Origin of the sequence: Streptomyces sp. NBC_00448 (assembly GCF_036014115.1) — a bacterium.
GTDB lineage: Bacteria > Actinomycetota > Actinomycetes > Streptomycetales > Streptomycetaceae > Actinacidiphila.
Map to the genome: position 1 here is coordinate 4,154,248 of NZ_CP107913.1, position 16,716 is coordinate 4,170,963.

At 73.6% G+C, this 16,716-nt stretch carries 14 protein-coding genes and 1 pseudogene; 11 read left to right on the forward strand and 4 right to left on the reverse strand.

The window, feature by feature from the left end:
- The first annotated feature begins 115 nt into the window (after positions 1-115).
- The 8 genes from OG370_RS17580 to OG370_RS17615 all read left to right on the forward strand — a co-directional run bounded on the left by OG370_RS17580 (position 116) and on the right by OG370_RS17615 (position 8,749).
- Positions 116-1,342 carry a hypothetical protein gene (locus tag OG370_RS17580; protein ID WP_328465338.1) on the forward strand — a complete coding sequence of 409 codons (1,227 nt, stop codon included), beginning with the start codon at positions 116-118 and terminating at the stop codon, positions 1,340-1,342.
- Positions 1,339-3,681 carry a polysaccharide pyruvyl transferase family protein gene (locus OG370_RS17585; RefSeq protein WP_328465340.1) on the forward strand — a complete coding sequence of 781 codons (2,343 nt, stop codon included), beginning with the start codon at positions 1,339-1,341 and terminating at the stop codon, positions 3,679-3,681. The genes OG370_RS17580 and OG370_RS17585 overlap by 4 nt, the downstream gene beginning before the upstream one ends.
- Before the next feature lie 527 nt (positions 3,682-4,208).
- Entirely contained in the window at positions 4,209-4,664 is a 456-nt protein-coding gene (locus tag OG370_RS17590) for a MarR family winged helix-turn-helix transcriptional regulator (RefSeq protein ID WP_328465342.1), read from the forward strand.
- Positions 4,665-4,774: 110 nt separating this feature from the next.
- Complete coding sequence (locus OG370_RS17595) at positions 4,775-6,178, forward strand: glutamate decarboxylase (RefSeq protein ID WP_328465344.1); 1,404 nt, start codon at positions 4,775-4,777, stop codon at positions 6,176-6,178.
- A 36-nt stretch (positions 6,179-6,214) separates the two neighbouring features.
- The gene (locus tag OG370_RS17600; RefSeq protein WP_328465346.1) at positions 6,215-6,430 is read left to right on the forward strand and encodes a dodecin; all 216 of its coding nucleotides are present in this window, start codon (positions 6,215-6,217) and stop codon (positions 6,428-6,430) included.
- Positions 6,431-6,741: 311 nt separating this feature from the next.
- Positions 6,742-7,224: a DUF7144 family membrane protein gene (locus OG370_RS17605; protein ID WP_328465348.1), complete on the forward strand. Its 483-nt coding sequence runs from the start codon at positions 6,742-6,744 to the stop codon at positions 7,222-7,224.
- An 11-nt stretch (positions 7,225-7,235) separates the two neighbouring features.
- Entirely contained in the window at positions 7,236-8,276 is a 1,041-nt protein-coding gene (locus OG370_RS17610; RefSeq protein WP_328474201.1) for a rod shape-determining protein, read from the forward strand.
- A 104-nt stretch (positions 8,277-8,380) separates the two neighbouring features.
- The gene (locus tag OG370_RS17615; RefSeq protein WP_328465350.1) at positions 8,381-8,749 is read left to right on the forward strand and encodes a VOC family protein; all 369 of its coding nucleotides are present in this window, start codon (positions 8,381-8,383) and stop codon (positions 8,747-8,749) included.
- Between the two features lie 26 nt (positions 8,750-8,775).
- Here OG370_RS17615 and OG370_RS17620 read toward each other — a convergent pair whose 3' ends face one another.
- Together OG370_RS17620 and OG370_RS17625 are read right to left on the reverse strand one after the other, a co-directional pair.
- Positions 8,776-9,798: a DUF2786 domain-containing protein gene (locus OG370_RS17620; protein WP_328465352.1), complete on the reverse strand. Its 1,023-nt coding sequence runs from the start codon at positions 9,796-9,798 to the stop codon at positions 8,776-8,778.
- A gap of 130 nt (positions 9,799-9,928) precedes the next feature.
- Positions 9,929-10,450 carry a hypothetical protein gene (locus tag OG370_RS17625; protein ID WP_328465354.1) on the reverse strand — a complete coding sequence of 174 codons (522 nt, stop codon included), beginning with the start codon at positions 10,448-10,450 and terminating at the stop codon, positions 9,929-9,931.
- Positions 10,451-10,711: 261 nt separating this feature from the next.
- On the opposite strand from OG370_RS17625, the gene OG370_RS17630 reads away from it, so the two are divergent.
- The gene (locus OG370_RS17630; RefSeq protein ID WP_328465356.1) at positions 10,712-13,633 is read left to right on the forward strand and encodes an AfsR/SARP family transcriptional regulator; all 2,922 of its coding nucleotides are present in this window, start codon (positions 10,712-10,714) and stop codon (positions 13,631-13,633) included.
- Between the two features lie 198 nt (positions 13,634-13,831).
- Here the strand turns inward: OG370_RS17630 and OG370_RS17635 are convergent, their stop codons facing one another.
- Together OG370_RS17635 and OG370_RS17640 are read right to left on the reverse strand one after the other, a co-directional pair.
- Positions 13,832-14,752, reverse strand: a complete 921-nt coding sequence (locus OG370_RS17635) for a M56 family metallopeptidase (RefSeq protein ID WP_328465358.1) — start codon at positions 14,750-14,752, stop codon at positions 13,832-13,834.
- Positions 14,753-14,856: 104 nt separating this feature from the next.
- Positions 14,857-15,234: pseudogene (locus OG370_RS17640) on the reverse strand (BlaI/MecI/CopY family transcriptional regulator); the annotation flags it as partial.
- Between the two features lie 117 nt (positions 15,235-15,351).
- On the opposite strand from OG370_RS17640, the gene OG370_RS17645 reads away from it, so the two are divergent.
- Together OG370_RS17645 and OG370_RS17650 are read left to right on the forward strand one after the other, a co-directional pair.
- A complete protein-coding gene (locus tag OG370_RS17645; protein WP_328465362.1) occupies positions 15,352-16,065 on the forward strand; it encodes a DedA family protein in 714 nt (237 codons plus the stop codon).
- Entirely contained in the window at positions 16,062-16,658 is a 597-nt protein-coding gene (locus OG370_RS17650; protein WP_328465364.1) for a phosphatase PAP2 family protein, read from the forward strand. Before OG370_RS17645 ends, OG370_RS17650 begins: the two co-directional genes overlap by 4 nt.
- Positions 16,659-16,716 lie beyond the last annotated feature (58 nt).

Sequence of the window (16,716 nt, forward strand, 5' to 3'; positions counted from 1 at the left end):
TCATAAGGGCGCCCTGGGGCCGCAGGGAGGGGCCGTGGCGGCGAAGGGGAAGCCGGAACCGGCGCCGGAGAAAGCGGATTCCGCGGCCTCGGGAGTTTCGTGGGTCCCGGTCACCGTGGTGGAGTGCCTGCGGGCGTGCGCGCGGATGTGCGGCACGCTGACCGCGGTACGAGGCGGCAGCCCCCACCCGGAGCTGGCGCAGCACCTGATCCACCTCCCGTCACCCGACGAGCTGGGCCCGGACACCCCGGTGTCCCCGGCCGTGACGGACGACCTGCTCGACGCCCTCGTGGCAGCGGGCGAAGCCGCGGTGGCGGCCGGCGAGGAGGGCCACCGCCTCGCCCTGACCATCACGGAAACGGTCCTGCCGCTGCGTACGAAGTCCCGCCCGGCCTGGCGCCTCCGGGCCCGCGCCCTCGAAGCGGTGGGCGACTCGGCGGCCGCCCTCACGGCGTACGACCGCTGCGTGGAACTCGCCGGCCACGACGCCCACGCCCGCACCCGCGCCGCGGCACTGCGCGCGGCGCTCCCCGAACAACGCGCGCTCGCCGCCCTCCTCCCGGGCGCTGACGGCACGGCCGGAAACGTACCGGCCCAGGAAGCAGTCGCATTGCGCCACATCGACGAGCAACTCGCGGCCTCGCCAACGGACTCGGCCACCCTCCCCCGGGTGATCGCCCTGTACGCGGACCAGCGCAGGCACCGCCTGCGCGCCCCGATCCCCGACCCGACCTACGGCGGCACCGGCTGGCTCGACCTCGGCGGCCTCCGCAACCGGATCAGCGGCCGCTCGATCTGCCTGGTCGCCAACTCCGGCACCGTCAGGGACGGTTCGCTGGGCGAGCTGATCGACTCCTACGACCTGGTGCTCCGCTTCACCTCCTACGTGATCGAGCCGGCCGCGACCGGCACCCGCACCGACATCCATGTCACCGGGCACCGGAAGGTCTTCAACTGGGACCGCCCGGTCACCACCCGGCTGGTCCTCGGCGACAACGCGGCGGCCTGGCGCACCGACATCCGCGCCCGCCTGGTGCCCGGTGCGCAGCGCCACACCGGCGACGAGTCGCTGCGCGCCCCCGTAAGAGGCATCGGCCGGCTCGGCGCGGACACCTGGCCGCACCCGCCGACCTGCTCGTTCGAGGCGATGTGGCTGATCGACTTCCTCGACGTCAGCCCGCGCCTCGACCTGATCGGCTTCGACTTCCACCAGACGTCCCCCTACCGCCTGCCGGACGCGATACCGATCCCGGTCGCCTCCGCCGAGGCGAACTCCAGCCAGAAAGCATGGGTCATGGAACGCGCCAGAAACGTCGCAGGCCCGGTGATCTCGCTGCGATGAGCACCACCCCCCACGACCGCGAACCGGCAGGACCCGAAGGACCCGCAGGGCCCGAAGTCCGTTCGGCCGCGGCACCCGAAGCCCCCGCGCCCGCCCCCTCCGCCGCCGCGCTCACCGGCAAGCGGCGGATCGCCTTCGCCGCGTGGGTGGACACCGACCGGCTGCCCGGCCTGCTGGCGCTGCTGCGCAGCCTCGCGCTGACCAACCAGACCGTGTGCGAGGACTTCCTCGTCCTGCACGACGGGCTGCCCGAGGGCGCCGCCGCCCGCATCGCGGCCCTGCACCCGCGCGCCCAACTCCGTTGTGTGCAGCCCGAGTCGGCGGCCCGTCTCGCGTCGTACGCGAAGGCCGCGGGCGGCACGGCCGAGCCGGGCGAGTACGGCGTGCTGGAGGCGTTCCGGGTCCGCGACCACGACACCGTGATCGTGCTGGACACCGCGCGGGTGGCGTGCGGCCCGCTCGGCCGGCTGCTCACGCTGCGCCGCGGCCTGGCGGCGGCACCGTACCGGGTGGGCGAGGACGGGCCGGGCACGGATGTGCTGGTGCTCCAGCGAGAGCACCTGACGGACGCGTTCTGCGCCCGGCTGGACGCGGTGGCGCTCGACGGCGGCCACCCGCGCGAGCGGGCCGCGGCGGGGGTGCTGGCGGCAGCGCTGGACGGGGAGTTCGTGCCGCTGGACGTCGACGGGGTGTTCACGACAGTGGACCATGAGCCGGGCGAACCAGGCTCCGTATCAAGGGAGTTCGGGGCGGCCGAGGACGCGGACGAGGCGGACGCCGGTTTCCGGGCGGAGTTCATGGCGCTGCCGGGCGCCGCGCACCACGACCTGCTCGTGCACTTCGGCACCCCGCACACCGCCAGGACCGGCGACGTCGGCTGCGCCCGCCGGGTCGCGGCCTCGCACATCGCCGCGGGCGAGTACCAGGACGCGGTGGACCTGCTCGGTTCGGTGCACATCCCGGTGGACGACGCGTGGCCGCACGAGGTCTACGGCCAGGCGCTGATGAGCGTCTCCCGCGACGACGAGGCGCGGGCGCACCTGCGGCTGGCCACCGCCTCCCCCAACTGGGCGCCGCCCGCCTTCGCCCGGCTGGCCCAGATCGCCTGGGTGCGCGGAGACGACGACGCCGCAAGGGAGTTGGCGCTCGCCGGGCTCGACGCGGACCCGACCCATCGGCCGTGCCGGCAGATGCTGCTGCGTACCGCCGCCGGCGACGGCCCCGCCGGGCAGTCCGACGCGCCCGAACCCGCCGACCGGCGGGAGCAGTTGGCGCATGTCGCGTTCTACATGCCGCAGCAGGGCAACGCGGGCGACAAGGTGCTGCCCGAGGCCGTACGACTCGCGTTCGGCCCCGACGCGGGCCCGCGCCGCTGGCACTCCGTCCACGCCCACCGTCTCTTCGACGAGGCCGCGCTGGAACGGGTCAACTCCCGGCGCGGGCTGGTGATCGGCGGCGGCGGGCTGTTCCTGCCCGACACCATGCCCAACGGCAACAGCGCCTGGCAGTGGAACGTCCCCGACGACCTGCTGGGGCGGATCGAGGTGCCCATCGCGGTCTACGCGGTCGGCTTCAACGTCTTCGACGGCCAGTCCTACCGGCACGACCGGTTCCGCACGGCGCTGCGCCGGCTCGCCGAGCGGGCGGTCTTCTTCGGCCTGCGCAACCACGGCTCCATCGCGCAGGTGCGCCGCCTGCTGCCGCCCGAACTCCACGACAAGGTGCGCTTCCAGCCCTGCCCCACCACCGTCACCCGCCACCTGGTCCCCGGCTGGACCGACCCCGAGCGACGTGACGAGACCATCCTGCTCAACGCCGCGTACGACCGCGCGGGGCTGCGGTTCGGCCACGACTACGGCCACTTCCTCGCCGAACTCGCCTCCTCCATAAGGACATTGGGCGCCCACGCCGAAGTACGCTGCGTCGCCCACACGGTCGAGGACGAGCGGATCGCGTACGACCTGCGGCGCGAGCACGGCGTCACGATGCCCGTCGTACCCATGTACGACTTCGACAACGACCAGATCCGCGCGACCTATGCCCGCACCAAGCTGGTGATCGGCATGCGCGGGCACGCCGGGATGGTCCCGTTCGGCTGCGGCACCCCCGTCATCAGCCTCATCTCCCACCCCAAGATGGCGTATTTCCTCGCGGACATCGAACGCCCCGAGTGGGGTGTGTCCGTCCACGACCGCGACCTCTCCGCACACCTCACCGACCGCGCGACCGCCCTCCTCCTCAACCACGAAGCGGCTGTCGCCGACGTCCACGAACGCCAGCACATGCTGTGGCGCGTCACCCAATCCAACGCGGCCACCCTCCGCACCCTCGGGTTCTGATGAGGCGCCCCTTGGGTACGTACTCGTCTGCCGTCCGGCTCGTGGCGGATGGGGGTACCTCCCAGGCGAAGCGCTGGGGGAGCGCAGTTCCCCGCGCCCCCCTGCGGGGTGGCTGCCTCGTCCTCGGCTGACGGCCGGCTCTGGCTTGTCGCGCAGTTCCCCGCGCCCCTGATCTGATGATGTGCGGCTCCTCCGCAGCGCCCGGCCACCCCTGGTACGTGGGAACCCCGCACCCAACAGCGACGAGCAACCCCAACAGGGGCGCGGGGAACTGCGCGACGAGCCACGGTGCAGCGGCACTGTGGAACGACGAGCAACCCGAACAGGGGCGCGGGGAACTGCGCGACAAGCCCACCACCGGGCGCAAGCCGGGGACGAGGCGGGCACCCCCACGGCGGGGAGCCGTACAGCACCGCACCCCGCTGCGAGAGAGGGTCCCGGGACGGGGTAGGGAGGGGCACCCGGGGGGGTCAGGGGCGGCCACTCCGCAGGAGGTACGTGCGGGATGCACGGGCTAAGCTGAGGGGATGACCGAATCCACCGCCGGAGAGCAGATCGCCGAGGACTTCGGGGACATCGTCCGCCGGGAATCGCGCGCCGTGGTCTACGGCGAACTCACCGCGGGCCTGGGCCCGGCCCTGGACGAGGCCACCTACCCCGTGCTGAGCGGCCTCGCCAGGGGCGGCCCCCGCAGCGCCGCCCGCCTGGGCCACGCCATCGGTCTGGACCGCTCCGTGGTCAGCCGGCACGCCGACCGGCTCCAGGGCGCGGGCCTGCTCCGGCGCGAACCCGACCCCTCCGACCGCCGCGCCAGCCTGCTCGTCCTGACCGCCGAGGGCGAGCGCGTCGTCGCCCGGATGCGCGCCCGTCTGGCCGAGCGGTTCGACGCCTACCTCGCGCACTGGCCGCCCGCCGAGGCCGAGGCGTTCGCCCGCGCCCTGCACCGCTTCACCCAGGAAGCCCTGCTTCCACGGGAGTCGTAGGGCCTGCGGGCCGCGCGGATAGCCCGTAACGTCGTGCGCGTACGGCGGTAGGACCGTACGGGCTGGACGGCCCGACCGGTCACCGCTCCGCTGCCGGGAAGGTCCCCCGCATGTCGTTGCACAAAGGTTCGGGCTCCCCCCACGAGGTCTCCGTCAATCCGTTCTACCTCGGCGCCGCCGATCCGATCGGCGCCATGCAGACCGCCCCGCCCAAGCACCGCCTGCCCGACGGTCCGATGACCCCCTCCGCGGCGTACCAGCTCGTGCACGACGAGCTGATGCTCGACGGCAACTCCCGGCTCAACCTCGCCACGTTCGTGACCACGTGGATGGAGCCGCAGGCCAACGTGCTGATGGCCGAGTGCGTCGACAAGAACATGATCGACAAGGACGAGTACCCGCGCACGGCCGAGCTGGAGCGGCGCTGCGTGTCGATGCTCGCCGACCTGTGGAACGCCCCCGACCCCGGCTCGGTCGTCGGCTGCTCGACCACCGGTTCCTCCGAAGCCTGCATGCTCGCCGGGATGGCGCTCAAGCGCCGCTGGTCCAAGCGCACCCCGGGTTACCCGGCCACCGCCCGGCCGAACCTGGTGATGGGTGCCAACGTCCAGGTGTGCTGGGAGAAGTTCTGCACGTTCTGGGAGGTCGAACCGCGGCTCGCGCCGATGAGCGGCGACCGGCTGCACCTGGACGCCGAGGCCGCGCTGGCGCTGTGCGACGAGAACACCATCGGCGTGGTGGCCGTCCTCGGCTCCACCTTCGACGGGTCGTACGAGCCGGTCGCCGAGATCTGCGCGGCCCTGGACGACTACGAGCAGCGCACCGGCACCCACATCCCGGTCCACGTGGACGGCGCCTCCGGCGGCATGATCGCGCCGTTCCTCGACCCGGACCTGGAGTGGGACTTCCGGCTGCCGCGGGTCGCCTCGATCAACACCTCCGGCCACAAGTACGGGCTGGTCTACCCCGGCGTCGGCTGGGCGCTGTGGCGTGACACCGAGTCGCTGCCGGAGGAACTGGTCTTCCGGGTGAACTACCTCGGCGGCGACATGCCCACCTTCGCGCTGAACTTCTCCCGCCCGGGCGCCCAAGTGGTCGCGCAGTACTACTCCTTCCTGCGGCTGGGCCACGACGGCTACCGCGCGGTGCAGCAGTCCAGCCGGGAGGTGGCCACCTCCCTCGCGAAACGCTTCGAGGAACTGGACGACTTCCGGCTCATCACCAGGGGCGACCAGCTCCCGGTGTTCGCGGTCACCACCACGCCGGAGGTGACGGCGTACGACGTGTTCGACGTCTCGCGGCGGCTGCGCGAACGCGGCTGGCTGGTGCCCGCGTACACCTACCCGGCGAACCGGCAGGACCTGGCAGTGCTGCGGGTGGTGTGCCGCAACGGCTTCTCCTTGGACCTGGCCCACCTGCTGATGGACGACGTGGCCTCGCTGCTGCCCGAACTGCGCCGCCAGGCGCACCCGTTGAACCGCCCCGAGTCGGTGGCCACCGCGTTCCACCACTGAGCGGGGCCGCTCCCCCCACACGAAAGGGACATCGTCATGGCTGACCACACGTACCGCGTCACCGAGATCGTCGGCACCTCGACCGAGGGCGTCGACGCCGCCGTCCGCAACGGCGTCCGGCGCGCCTCGCGCACCCTGCGCGGTCTGGACTGGTTCGAGATCACCCAGGTGCGCGGGCACATCGTCGACGGCGAGATCGACCACTACCAGGTCGGCCTGAAGGTGGGCTTCCGCCTGGAGGACGCGGAGTAGCCCGGCGGATCATTTCCCCGCCCGTCCCCGCGCCCGTCCCGGCGCCCGTCTTCGCACCCGTCCCGGCGCCCGTCTCCGTATCCGCCTCCGCGCCGATTTTCCTCGCGCCCCCGTACCGCGCCGCGTTGCGCCGTACGGGGGCGTTTGCCCGTACGGCCGCTGCCCGTTCGGCGCAACATCTCTCGCCAAGACCGACAATCCGGCAAATCCTCTTGTCATGAGGGCAGGTTTTCGCCCGGTTCGTGCGGTTGAGCCGCATACTCGGCCGGGTGGGCCCGCCGTGGACGCCGACGCATTCTCGGGAGCCCGCCATGAGCCAATCCACCGCAGCCACCCCGCCTCCCGGATCGAACCCGCCAGGCTCCACCGGCGGCCACGACCCCCGCGACGACTCGCGCAGCGCCTGGGCGGCCGGCGGCGCCGTCTTCGCCGGGCTGATGCTGATGATCAACGGCGTGCTGGCGATCCTCGAAGGAATCGTCGGCATCGCCAAGGACTCCGTCTACGTGCGCACCCGCGGCGACTACGTCTACAAGTTCGACGTGACCGCGTGGGGCTGGATTCACCTGGTCCTGGGCGTCATCGCCCTGCTGGTCGGCTACTTCCTGCTGCGGGGCCTGGTGTGGGCACGGTTCATCGGCATCTTCATCGCCGGCCTGAACCTGATCGCGAACTTCATGTTCCTGCCCTACCAGCCGATCTGGGCGATCATCATGATCGCGATCGACACGTTCGTGATCTGGGCGCTGGCCACCTACCACCCGCGCAAGCTGCCGTACGGGAGCGCGCTGTGAACCCCAACCTGCTGTCCCCCAGCCTCGACCAACTGCGGCGCTGCACCATCGCGGTGGACATCGGCGCCGCCCGCACCCGGGTCCACCTGCGCGGTAGCGGCCTCGTGGTCGACGAGCCGAGCGTCGCCGCGGTGGACATCCGCACCGGGGCGCTGATCGCCGTCGGCAAGCAGGCGGAGACGATGTCCGGCCGCACCCCCGACCACATCCGGGTGGCCCGCCCGGTGGCCGGCGGCGCGGTCGTCGACATCGAGATGGCCCAGCGGATGCTGCGGCACGTCCTCGGCGACAAGCTCGGCCGGCGCTGGCTGCGGCTGCGCGGCACCCCCGTGATGCGCGCGGCGGTGTGCATGCCGCACGGCAGCGCCCCGATCGCCCGCCGCGCCGCCGCCGAGACGATGTACGGGCTCGGCGCGCGCCGGGTGGAGATGGTGGACACGCTGATCTCCGCGGCGGTCGGCTGCGGGCTGCCCGTGGAGCACCCCGAGGCCACGATGATCGTGGTGTGCGGGGCGGGGACGACCCAGGTCGCGGTGCTCTCGCTCGGCTCCATCGTGGCCGCGGAGACCGTGCCGGTCGGCGGCGACGCGATCGACCGGGCGGTGGTGGACCACCTGCGCAGCAACCACGCGCTGATGCTGCCGAGCCAGGCGGTGCGGCCGCTGCACAAGGTGCTCGGCACGGCCGAGTCCGGCGGCACCACCACCACCGAGGTCTACGGGCGGGACGTGGCCAGCGGGCTGGCCCGCTCGGTCCTGGTCGAGACCGAGGTGGTGCGCAGCGCGATGCGCACCCCCCTCAACGCGGTGCTCGACGCCATCACGAACGTGCTGCGCCGCTGCGCCCCCGACCTCGTCTCCGACCTGGCCGACCGCGGGATCATGCTGGCCGGCGGCAGCGCGCACATGCCCGGGCTCGACCTGATGCTCCGCGAGGCCACGAACATGCCGGTGAACGTGGCGCCCAACCCCGACACGGTCGCCGTCCGCGGGCTCGGCGCGATGATCGAGGGGAAGGTCAGGCCGATGGTGCTCAGCCCGATCACCGCGTGAGGCGGCCGGCTCGACCCACGGGCGGCCCCGGAGCTCTCGGCTCCGGGGCCGCCCGCATGTTCCGGGCCCGCCCGCGCGTTCCGGGGCCGGGGAGAATGCGGGGCATGCTGAGAATCGGTTCGGTGGTGATGGGCGTCGGCGACGTGGCGCGGGCGTCGGCGTTCTGGATGCGGGCGCTGGACTACGTGCCGCGGGAGGAGCCGGAGGACGACTGGGTCGTACTGGTGCCCGCCGCCGGGAGTGGGCCGCAGCTGTCGCTGGGGCTGAGCGAGACCCCGGTGCAGGAGTACCCCAGGGTGCACCTGGACCTGTACGCGGGGGACGCGGCCGACCAGGCCGCGGAGGTGGAGCGGCTGCTGGCGCTGGGCGCGCGGCGGGTGGACTGGCACGACTATCCCGAGGACGCCGACTTCGTGGTGCTCGCGGACACCGAGGGAAACCGCTTCTGCGTGATCGACACCGGCCACAGTTGAGCCGCGATCGCGCCGGCCGACGGCCCCTACCCGTCGCGGAGTCGGGCGCGGTCGGCGGCCGTACGGCCGTGCCGCCAGCCGTCCAGGTCGCGGCCCTTGAGCCGGGTGGCGGTGGTCCGGGGGAAGAGGCGCCGCGTGGTGTCGCGTACGGCGAGGTCGCGTGCGGCCAGGGCCGGCAGCAGTGCGGGGCCGGCCTCGCGGGCGGCCTCGGCGACCTCCGCGTCGGTGGCGGCGGTGAGGCGTTCGCGGACCCGGGCGGCGTACGCGATCAGGAAGGACTCGCGGAAGTCGCGGGAGCGGGAGGAGCGGCCGCGGTGCAGGGCGCGGTCGGCCTGCACCAGGAGCGAGGTGAACATCACCTCGACCGCTTCCAGGTCCGCGGGGTGCCCGACGACGGTGGCGAAGCCGAATTCCGAGGACCAGACGGACTCGCAGCGGTTGGCGGCGGCCACCGCGTCCAGGAGGAGCGCTTTCGCGCCTTCGTAGGGACGGTCCACGCCGATCCTGCGGGCCGCGGGTGCGTCGGGGCCGCCGCCGTGCGCGGCGGCCAGCGCGGCCGCGTCGATGCTGTGCCGGGCCATCAGGTGCTGGGCCTTCGCCGACAGCGCTTCGGCTTCCTCCGGGAAGCCGGTGGACTCCGCTTTCGCCAGCAGGGCGCGGATACGGGCGAGGGCCTTGCCGCCGGGCCCGTCCCCCGGGTGGGGCGGCGGGGGGACGGTCAGGGCGGTGATCGGGGGGAGAGTGGCGTACAGGCGCAGCAGTTCGACGACGAGGAGGGCCGCCGAGAAGCGGTCCAGCCGTTCTCCGGCGACGAACTCGGCGATCCGCTGCCGCCCGGGCCGCGCCGCGAGGGCCTCGGCCAGCCGGTGGTGGTCGGCGCCCAGCTCCCGCCCGGCCATCCGTACCAGGTCCGCGTCCTGCCACCCCCGCGCGGCCGCTTCCCGTAGGACCCGCGCGTACGCTTCCGCCGCGAGGGCCGCCCACCGCTCCCCCGCGCCCGCGAGCTGCGAAGCCGCGACCTCCGCTGCCCCCGTACCGAGCCACTCCATCCCCCCATCCTGCCCCACCGCCCGGCGCGCCCCGCCCGCCCACGGGTTCGGGCCGGCGGCCGGCCCGCGGCCACGAGGTCGTCGGGCTGCCCGGCCGGGCTCACCGGCCGGGCAGGCGGGACATCGCCCGTCAGACGTCCTGGCAGTTCGCGTGGGCACCTTGGGGGCTGCCGTCCGCGTATTTCCAGCCCGTCACGGCGTAGCAGTACGCGATGTGGCTGCCGGTCCAGTAGTAGAAGCTGGTGGAGGCGTCGAAGATCTCCTCATCGGGCTGCTCGACCGGTACCGAGCCCGCGTCCCAGTACAAGTCCCCACTGGGCAGGACGCTGTTCTTCAGCCGCGGTCCGCTGGGCACCCGGTCGGCGATCTGAATCCAGTTGTCCGTGTACGGGTCGGTCGAGGTGACATCGCTCGACGCCTTCGAGCTGTCGAAGTGGAGCTCCGCGTAGGCGGTCTTGTTGCACTGGTCGAACCCCTGGTAAAACACGCCGATGTGCTGATTGTCGGCGACCAGGTTCAAGACCGTGCCGACCGACCGCAGGCAGTCGGTGGCGCTTGCCGACCCGGCCGCCAGCACCGGCAGCGAGCATCCGGCCAGCACGGCAGCGGCGGTCAGGGCGAGGACTTTGGAACGCTTCTGCGTCGTCTTCATCGCTCCTCCTGGAGCATGGCAGCAGTCCGCCACCGGCACGAACCCGGGGCGTGGCCTGCTGGTCAGGTGGTCAGGTGCGGTCGGGTCGCTTCCTCAGCCCTCGCCATCGAGGGTCGCGCCGGGGTGGCGCAGTGGTGTCGGGCCCTTCTGCGGCGACCGTATGGACACGTGTCCGCCGGCCGTCCTAGATTCGTCCTAGTGCCAGGTCGGACGGGGGTTCGGCGCTGATCGTGAAGTGCCGGGGGGGACATGAGATTCGGCGTGCTGGGTCCGTTACACGCCCAGATCACGGGGCGCGAGGTCCGACTCGACGGACCGCGGCAGGCCAAGATGCTGGCCGCGCTTCTGATCGACGCGAACGACCTCGTCGTCATGGAGCGGCTCGTTGCCGTGATGTGGGACGGGAAGGTACCCGCCACCGCGGTCCGCCAGGTCCAGGACGCTCTGTCCGGGCTGCGCCGCAACCTTGCCGCGTGCGGCGCGTCCCGCTCCCTGATCAGCACGCGGCGCGGCGGCTACCAGATCCACCTGGACCCGGACCAGCTCGACCTCCTGGAGTTCGACCACGAGCGGAACCTCGCCCCGCGGTACAGCGCTCCGTCCGAGACGGCTGCCGGGCTGCGGCGCGCGCTGGCCTGCTGGCGCGGCAACGCCCTGACCGGCATCGCGAGCCGGGTCCTGCAGTCGGATGCGGCCCGCCTGAACGAGAAGCGTGCGGCCACGCACAAACGGTGTCTGGGTGTCGAACTCGACCTGGGGCGCCATCGTGAGGTCATCGAGGAGCTGGCCGCCCTGCTGCGCGAGCACCCCTATGACGAGCAGGTCGCCGAACACCTGATGGTCGCCCTCTACCGGTGCCGGCGGCAGGGCGAAGCGCTGGAGGTGTACGAGCGGCTGCGCCGGACACTCGCGGACGAACTCGGCGTCGACCCCTCCCCGCCGCTCCAGGCGCTGCACCGGCGCATCCTCGTCGCCGATCCCGCCCTGGCGGCCGCTGTCCCGGCGAGCGGTCCCCCGGACGCCCGGCCGGAAGAGCCCGGCGCCGCGGCCACCGGACCGGTCATGGCGATGCCGGTGCGCCAACTGCCGCTCGACTTACCCGACTTCGTGGGACGGGCCGACGCGCTGGCAGAGGTGGCCCGGTTACTCGGCGGGTCGGCGCCGGACCGGTCCCCGGTGGCCGTCGTCGTGGGCGGTCCCGGTGTCGGCAAGTCCTGCCTGGCGACGCACGCCGCGCGGCTGGCGAGCGCCTCCTTTCCCGACGGGCAGCTCTACCTCGACCTCGCCGGGACATCGGACGAGCCGCGGGACCCGGCCCTGATGCTGGCGGAGGCGCTGCGCGCGTTCGGGGTCACCGGCAGCGCGATCCCGAACGGGGTGTCCGAACGGGCCGCGCTCTTCCGCTCGTTGCTGGCGGGCCACCGGATGCTCGTGGTGCTGGACGACGCCGGGCACGCCGACCAGGTGCTGCCGCTGCTGCCGGGGGCCGTCGGCTGCGCCGTGCTGATCACCAGTCGCACCCTGTTGACGCACCTTCCCGGCGCCCGGCACGTCGACCTGGACGTGCTGAGCCCGGCGGAGGCCCGGGAGCTGTTCACCGGCATCGTCGGGCGGCGGCGGATCGAGCGGGAACCGGCGGAGGCCGACGCGATACTCGACTGCTGCGGCAACCTGCCGCTGGCGATCCGGATCGCCGGTGCCAAGCTCACCGGCCGACCGGCCTGGTCGCTGCGGGTGCTCCGGGAACGGATCGAGGACGAGTCCCGGCGGCTGGCCGAGCTGAGGATCGGGGACCTCAGCGTGCGGGCCAGCGTCGAACTGAGCTTGCGGCTGCTGCCCGCCGACGCGGTGCGCGCGCTGAGCCTGCTGGGTCTGCTCGGCGCCCAGACCCTGCCCGGCTGGGTGGTCGGCCCGCTGCTGGACCGCCCGGACGCCGACGAGGTGCTGGACGCCCTCGTCGACGCCAGCCTGGTGCGGCTCACCACCACCGATGCCCTCGGCCAGCCGCGCTACCGGTTGCACGACCTGATCAGGACCTGTGCCGTGGAGGCGGCCACCCGGTTACCGGCGGCGGACAAGCGCGACGCGATGGTCCGGGTGCTGTCCACCTGGCTCGACCTGGCCGGGCGCGGCACCGCCCGGCTGCCGGCCGGGCTGCTGGTCGGCGAGCCCGGTTCCGCGCCGCGCCGGTCGCTGCCCGACGCGGTCGTGGCCCGGTTGACGGCCGACCCGGTCGGCTGGTTCGACGCCGAACGCGCCACCCTGCTCGGCGCGGTGAAACTGGCCGTGGACTGGAAACTGGACGAGCTGGCCTGGGAACTGACGGCCGGCACGGTGACCTACTACGACCACCGGTGCCTGTACCAGGACTGGGAGCACGGGCACCGGCTCGCCCTGGCCGCGGCCGAGACCGCCGGCAACGCACGCGGCGCATCGGTGCTGCTGCGCGGTCTTGGCCAACTGCAGATCTATCAGGACGACTTCGACAAGGCGACCGATGCCCTGGAGTCCTCCGTCAGGCTGTGCAAGGACGGCGGCGACAGGCGCGGCGAGGCACTGTCGCTGGCCATGCTGAGCACGATCAGCCGGGTGCGGGGCCGTTACGGCGAAGGCGCCGACCGGGTCGAGCACGCGCTGGCCATCGCGGTCAGTGAGGGCGACCGGCACCTCGAAGCGCAGCTGTCCGGTTCGATGGCCGTGATGCGGCTCATGCACGGTGAGCTCGACGAGGCCGAGTCCTGGTTCGGCCGGGCCCTGCGCCTGGCCAGGGCGCTCGACGACGGGCATCGGGTCGCGGTCGTGCTGCGGCGGTTCAGCCGGCTGCACGACCGGCGTGGCGATCCGGACGAGGCACTGCGCTGCCTGCGGCAGGCGCTGGCCACCTTCGAGGGCATGGCCGACGAGCGATGCGCCGCGTACACGCTGCTGGAAGTCGGCCGCGTGTACGCCGGCCGGCACGACCGGGACCGGGCGGGCCCGGCGCTGGAACGCGCGGCCGAACTCTTCCACCGGCACGGCGACCGCCACGACGAAGCCGCGTGCTGGCAACTGATCGGCGACCTGGACGCCGCCGCCGGTGCCCACGACCTCGCACGCCGGCACCAGGAACGGGCGCAGCGGTTATGGCAGACCATCGGTGACATGCGCCGGACGAAGGCCCCGGCGCCACCGTCGTCACCGTGACGTGAACGACGTCATGCCCCCGAGGGTCCGCGGGGTGACGCCGCCTCGGGCCCGCGGCCACGGGCCTTGCCGCGGCCGTGACAGCGCGTGGCCGCAGGCGCGCCGGGTGCGCCTGGCCGAAACCGGGATCAGCGCCCCTGGCGCTCGGCGGGCCGGGGGCGCCCCCGGAGGGAATCGCCCGGGTTCCTCCGCAGGAGGTCAGCGGGGCTCGCCCTGGGCCACCTCGATGTTGCCGTGGAGTTCGTAGGCGGCGTGGAGCGCGCAGCCGGCGGAGAGCGCGAGGGCGCCGGCGAGGAGTGCGGCGACCGCGCGGGGCGCACGGGCGGCCCGGGGGGAGAGGAGCGCGGAGACCCGCCGGGGCACGGGCCCGGTGGTGGCGGAGAGGGCGGCGTACGGCCGCGGCACGGCCCGCCCGGCAAGGGCCGCGTGCCCGATCGCGAGAGCGGCGACCCGACGGTCCCCGACGGCCTCGGCGGCGGCCTCGTCCGCGGCCCGCTCCAGCGCGTAGGACAGCGGCACCCGCAACAGCCGAAGCGCGGGATGGCAGGCACAGGCGAGCGCGAGAACCGCGAGGAAGAGGTGGTGCCGCCCGGCGAGGTGGGCCCGCTCGTGGGCGAGGAGCGCCTCCCGCTCGGCCGGGTCGAGCGCCCGCAGCATCCCCGAGGTGACGACGATCCGCCCGGGCTGCCCGAACCGCCCGGGAAGGGCGTACGCATCGGGCCGCGGGTCGCTGAGCACCGTGAGGTCGCCCGCGGCCGTACCGGAGTCGTCCGCGCTGCGCCGGGCCCGGTCCGCGAGCAGGACGTGGCGCCGTACCGCCCGGACGAGCGCCACCGCGACGACGGCGAGCAGCCCGGCGGCCACGCAGGCGGCCGGCACGGTGACCTGGTCGCCGACCACGGGCAGCACGAGGTGGCCGAGCGCGGCCACCGGCGGCAGCCGCAGCGCGCCCGCCCCGGCGAGCAGCCCGAGCGCGGCGGTGCTGCACATCGCGAGCAGCGCCGCGGACACGGCCAGCAGCCACGCGGCGGTGCGCGGCGGCAGCGCGTCGGCGAGCCGGCGGGCGGCGGGCGCGGCGAGCAGCGGCAGCAGCAGCGGCAGCCAGACGGAGAAGTTCACCGGACCTCCTCGTCCCCCGTGTGATCCCCCGCGTGGTAGCCGTTTCGGGGGACGCTTTCGCGACCGGTTCCGTTTCCGTGGCCGTCCCCGGCCGCGGTCGGCGCCTCGCCGGCCTGCGCCAGCAGCTCGCGCAGCACCTTCTCGTCGTCGGGCCCGAGCCCGGAGACGAACCGGGCCAGTACGGTGCCGCGGTCGTCGCTCGCGGACTTGTCCAGCTCGCTGCGCATCCGGCGGGCGGCGAGCCCCGGGGAGTCCTGGACCGGCAGGTAGGCGTAGCCGCGGCCGGAGCGGGCACGGCTGACGGAGCCCTTCTCGTACAGCCGGGCCAGGATCGTGGTGACGGTGGTGCGCGCCAGGGCGGTGCCGAGTTCGCGCTGCACGTCAGCGGGGGTGAGCGGGCGGCCGCCGGCCGCCCACAGCGCGGCCAGGACGCTCGCCTCCAGCTCGCCCGACGGGCGGCGGCCCGCGCTCGGCTCCGGCATGGCTCGATCGCCCCTTCCGCCTCATTCGTCTACAGTGCTGTAGACCGTCTACATCACTGTAGTCGGTCGGGGTCGCCGCGAGCGTCCCCTGAACCATTATGGGAGGGCTCCACCGCCATGCCTCTGCCCGTGCCCGTACTCGTCGCCCATGCCGCGGCCGAACCGGCCGCGCACCTCGCCTTGAACCCGCTCAGCGCCAACTCCGTGCTCGCCTCTTTCGGCGCCCTCGGCATCGCGGTCGTGCTCTTCGCCGAAACCGGCCTGCTGGTCGGCTTCTTCCTGCCCGGCGACTCCCTGCTCTTCACCGCGGGGCTGCTGTGCGCGCCGGGCGCCTCGGGCGCGGTGCACCTCACGCTCTGGCAGGTGCTGATCGCCGCGCTCGCCGGTGCGCTGCTGGGCGCCCAAACGGGTTACGTGCTCGGCCGCAGAGCCGGTCCCGCGCTGCTGGCCAGGTCCCGGGGCCGGCGGCTGCACGAGGGTGCTTCGCGCGCGACCGACCTGCTCGCCCGGTACGGCCACGCCAGGGCCGTGGTGCTGGCCCGTTTCGTCCCGGTGGTGCGCACCGTGCTCAACCCGCTGGCCGGGGCGCTGGGGGTGCCCGTCCGCACCTTCACGCTGTGGCAGGCGGTCGGCGGCGCGGTCTGGACGGTCGGGCTCGTGCTGGCCGGCTACGGGCTCGGCTCGTCCGTACCGAACGTCGATCACTATCTGCTGCCGATCGTCGCGGTCGTGGTCGTCGTGTCGCTGGTGCCGCTCGCGGTGGAATGGCGGCGCGGGCGGCGTGAGCAGGCGCGCGGGCGCCACGCCGTCGTCCCGCCGGAGGGGTCATGAACGCCGAGTTCGACGCGGGCCTCTACCGCTGGGTCGTGCGTCTCTCGCAGCACACGCCCGGTCCGCTCGACAGCGTGGTGCGGCTCTTCAGCGATTACGGGGTGGGCGTCTTCGCGGTCCTCATGCTCTGGGCGTGGTGGCGGGCGCGGGGTGGGGGTGACCGGGCGCGGATGGCCGCGGTGCTGGCGGTGCCGGTGGTCGTGGTCCTCGCCTTCCTCGCGAACGACGTCGTCAAGTCGATCTTCACCGAGCAACGGCCTTGTCAGACGCTGCACGTCGCTCCCACGGTCGAGGCGTGCCCTGCTCTCGGGGACTGGTCCTTCCCCAGCAATCATTCGGCGATCGCGGCGGCTTCGGCGGTGGCCCTTCTTCTCGCCGACCGTCGACTCGGGCGGATCGCGGTCCCGTTCGCCCTTCTTCTCGGGGCGTCCCGGGTGTGGATCGGCGTCCACTACCCCCATGACGTCCTGGCAGGGTTCGTACTGGGCGGGGTCGTGGCGTGGCTCCTCATGCTCGCGGTCCGTCGCCTCGGTGTCCGGCTCCCCACGCCGACGGTTCCCCTGGGTCCGCGGCTCCAGCGCCGTCGTGGCTGAGGTGCCCCTGTGGGGTGGCTGCCCCTGACCCCCCGGGGTGCCCCCGTTCTGTCGGCCC

Coding starts and splice junctions, on each gene's coding strand:
- OG370_RS17585 (WP_328465340.1), top strand. CDS start 1,339: ATGAGCACCACCCCCCACGACCGCGAACCGGCAGGACCCGAAGGACCC.
- OG370_RS17590 (WP_328465342.1), top strand. CDS start 4,209: ATGACCGAATCCACCGCCGGAGAGCAGATCGCCGAGGACTTCGGGGAC.
- OG370_RS17595 (WP_328465344.1), top strand. CDS start 4,775: ATGTCGTTGCACAAAGGTTCGGGCTCCCCCCACGAGGTCTCCGTCAAT.
- OG370_RS17600 (WP_328465346.1), top strand. CDS start 6,215: ATGGCTGACCACACGTACCGCGTCACCGAGATCGTCGGCACCTCGACC.
- OG370_RS17605 (WP_328465348.1), top strand. CDS start 6,742: ATGAGCCAATCCACCGCAGCCACCCCGCCTCCCGGATCGAACCCGCCA.
- OG370_RS17615 (WP_328465350.1), top strand. CDS start 8,381: ATGCTGAGAATCGGTTCGGTGGTGATGGGCGTCGGCGACGTGGCGCGG.
- OG370_RS17620 (WP_328465352.1), bottom strand. CDS start 9,798: ATGGAGTGGCTCGGTACGGGGGCAGCGGAGGTCGCGGCTTCGCAGCTC.
- OG370_RS17625 (WP_328465354.1), bottom strand. CDS start 10,450: ATGAAGACGACGCAGAAGCGTTCCAAAGTCCTCGCCCTGACCGCCGCT.
- OG370_RS17645 (WP_328465362.1), top strand. CDS start 15,352: ATGCCTCTGCCCGTGCCCGTACTCGTCGCCCATGCCGCGGCCGAACCG.
- OG370_RS17650 (WP_328465364.1), top strand. CDS start 16,062: ATGAACGCCGAGTTCGACGCGGGCCTCTACCGCTGGGTCGTGCGTCTC.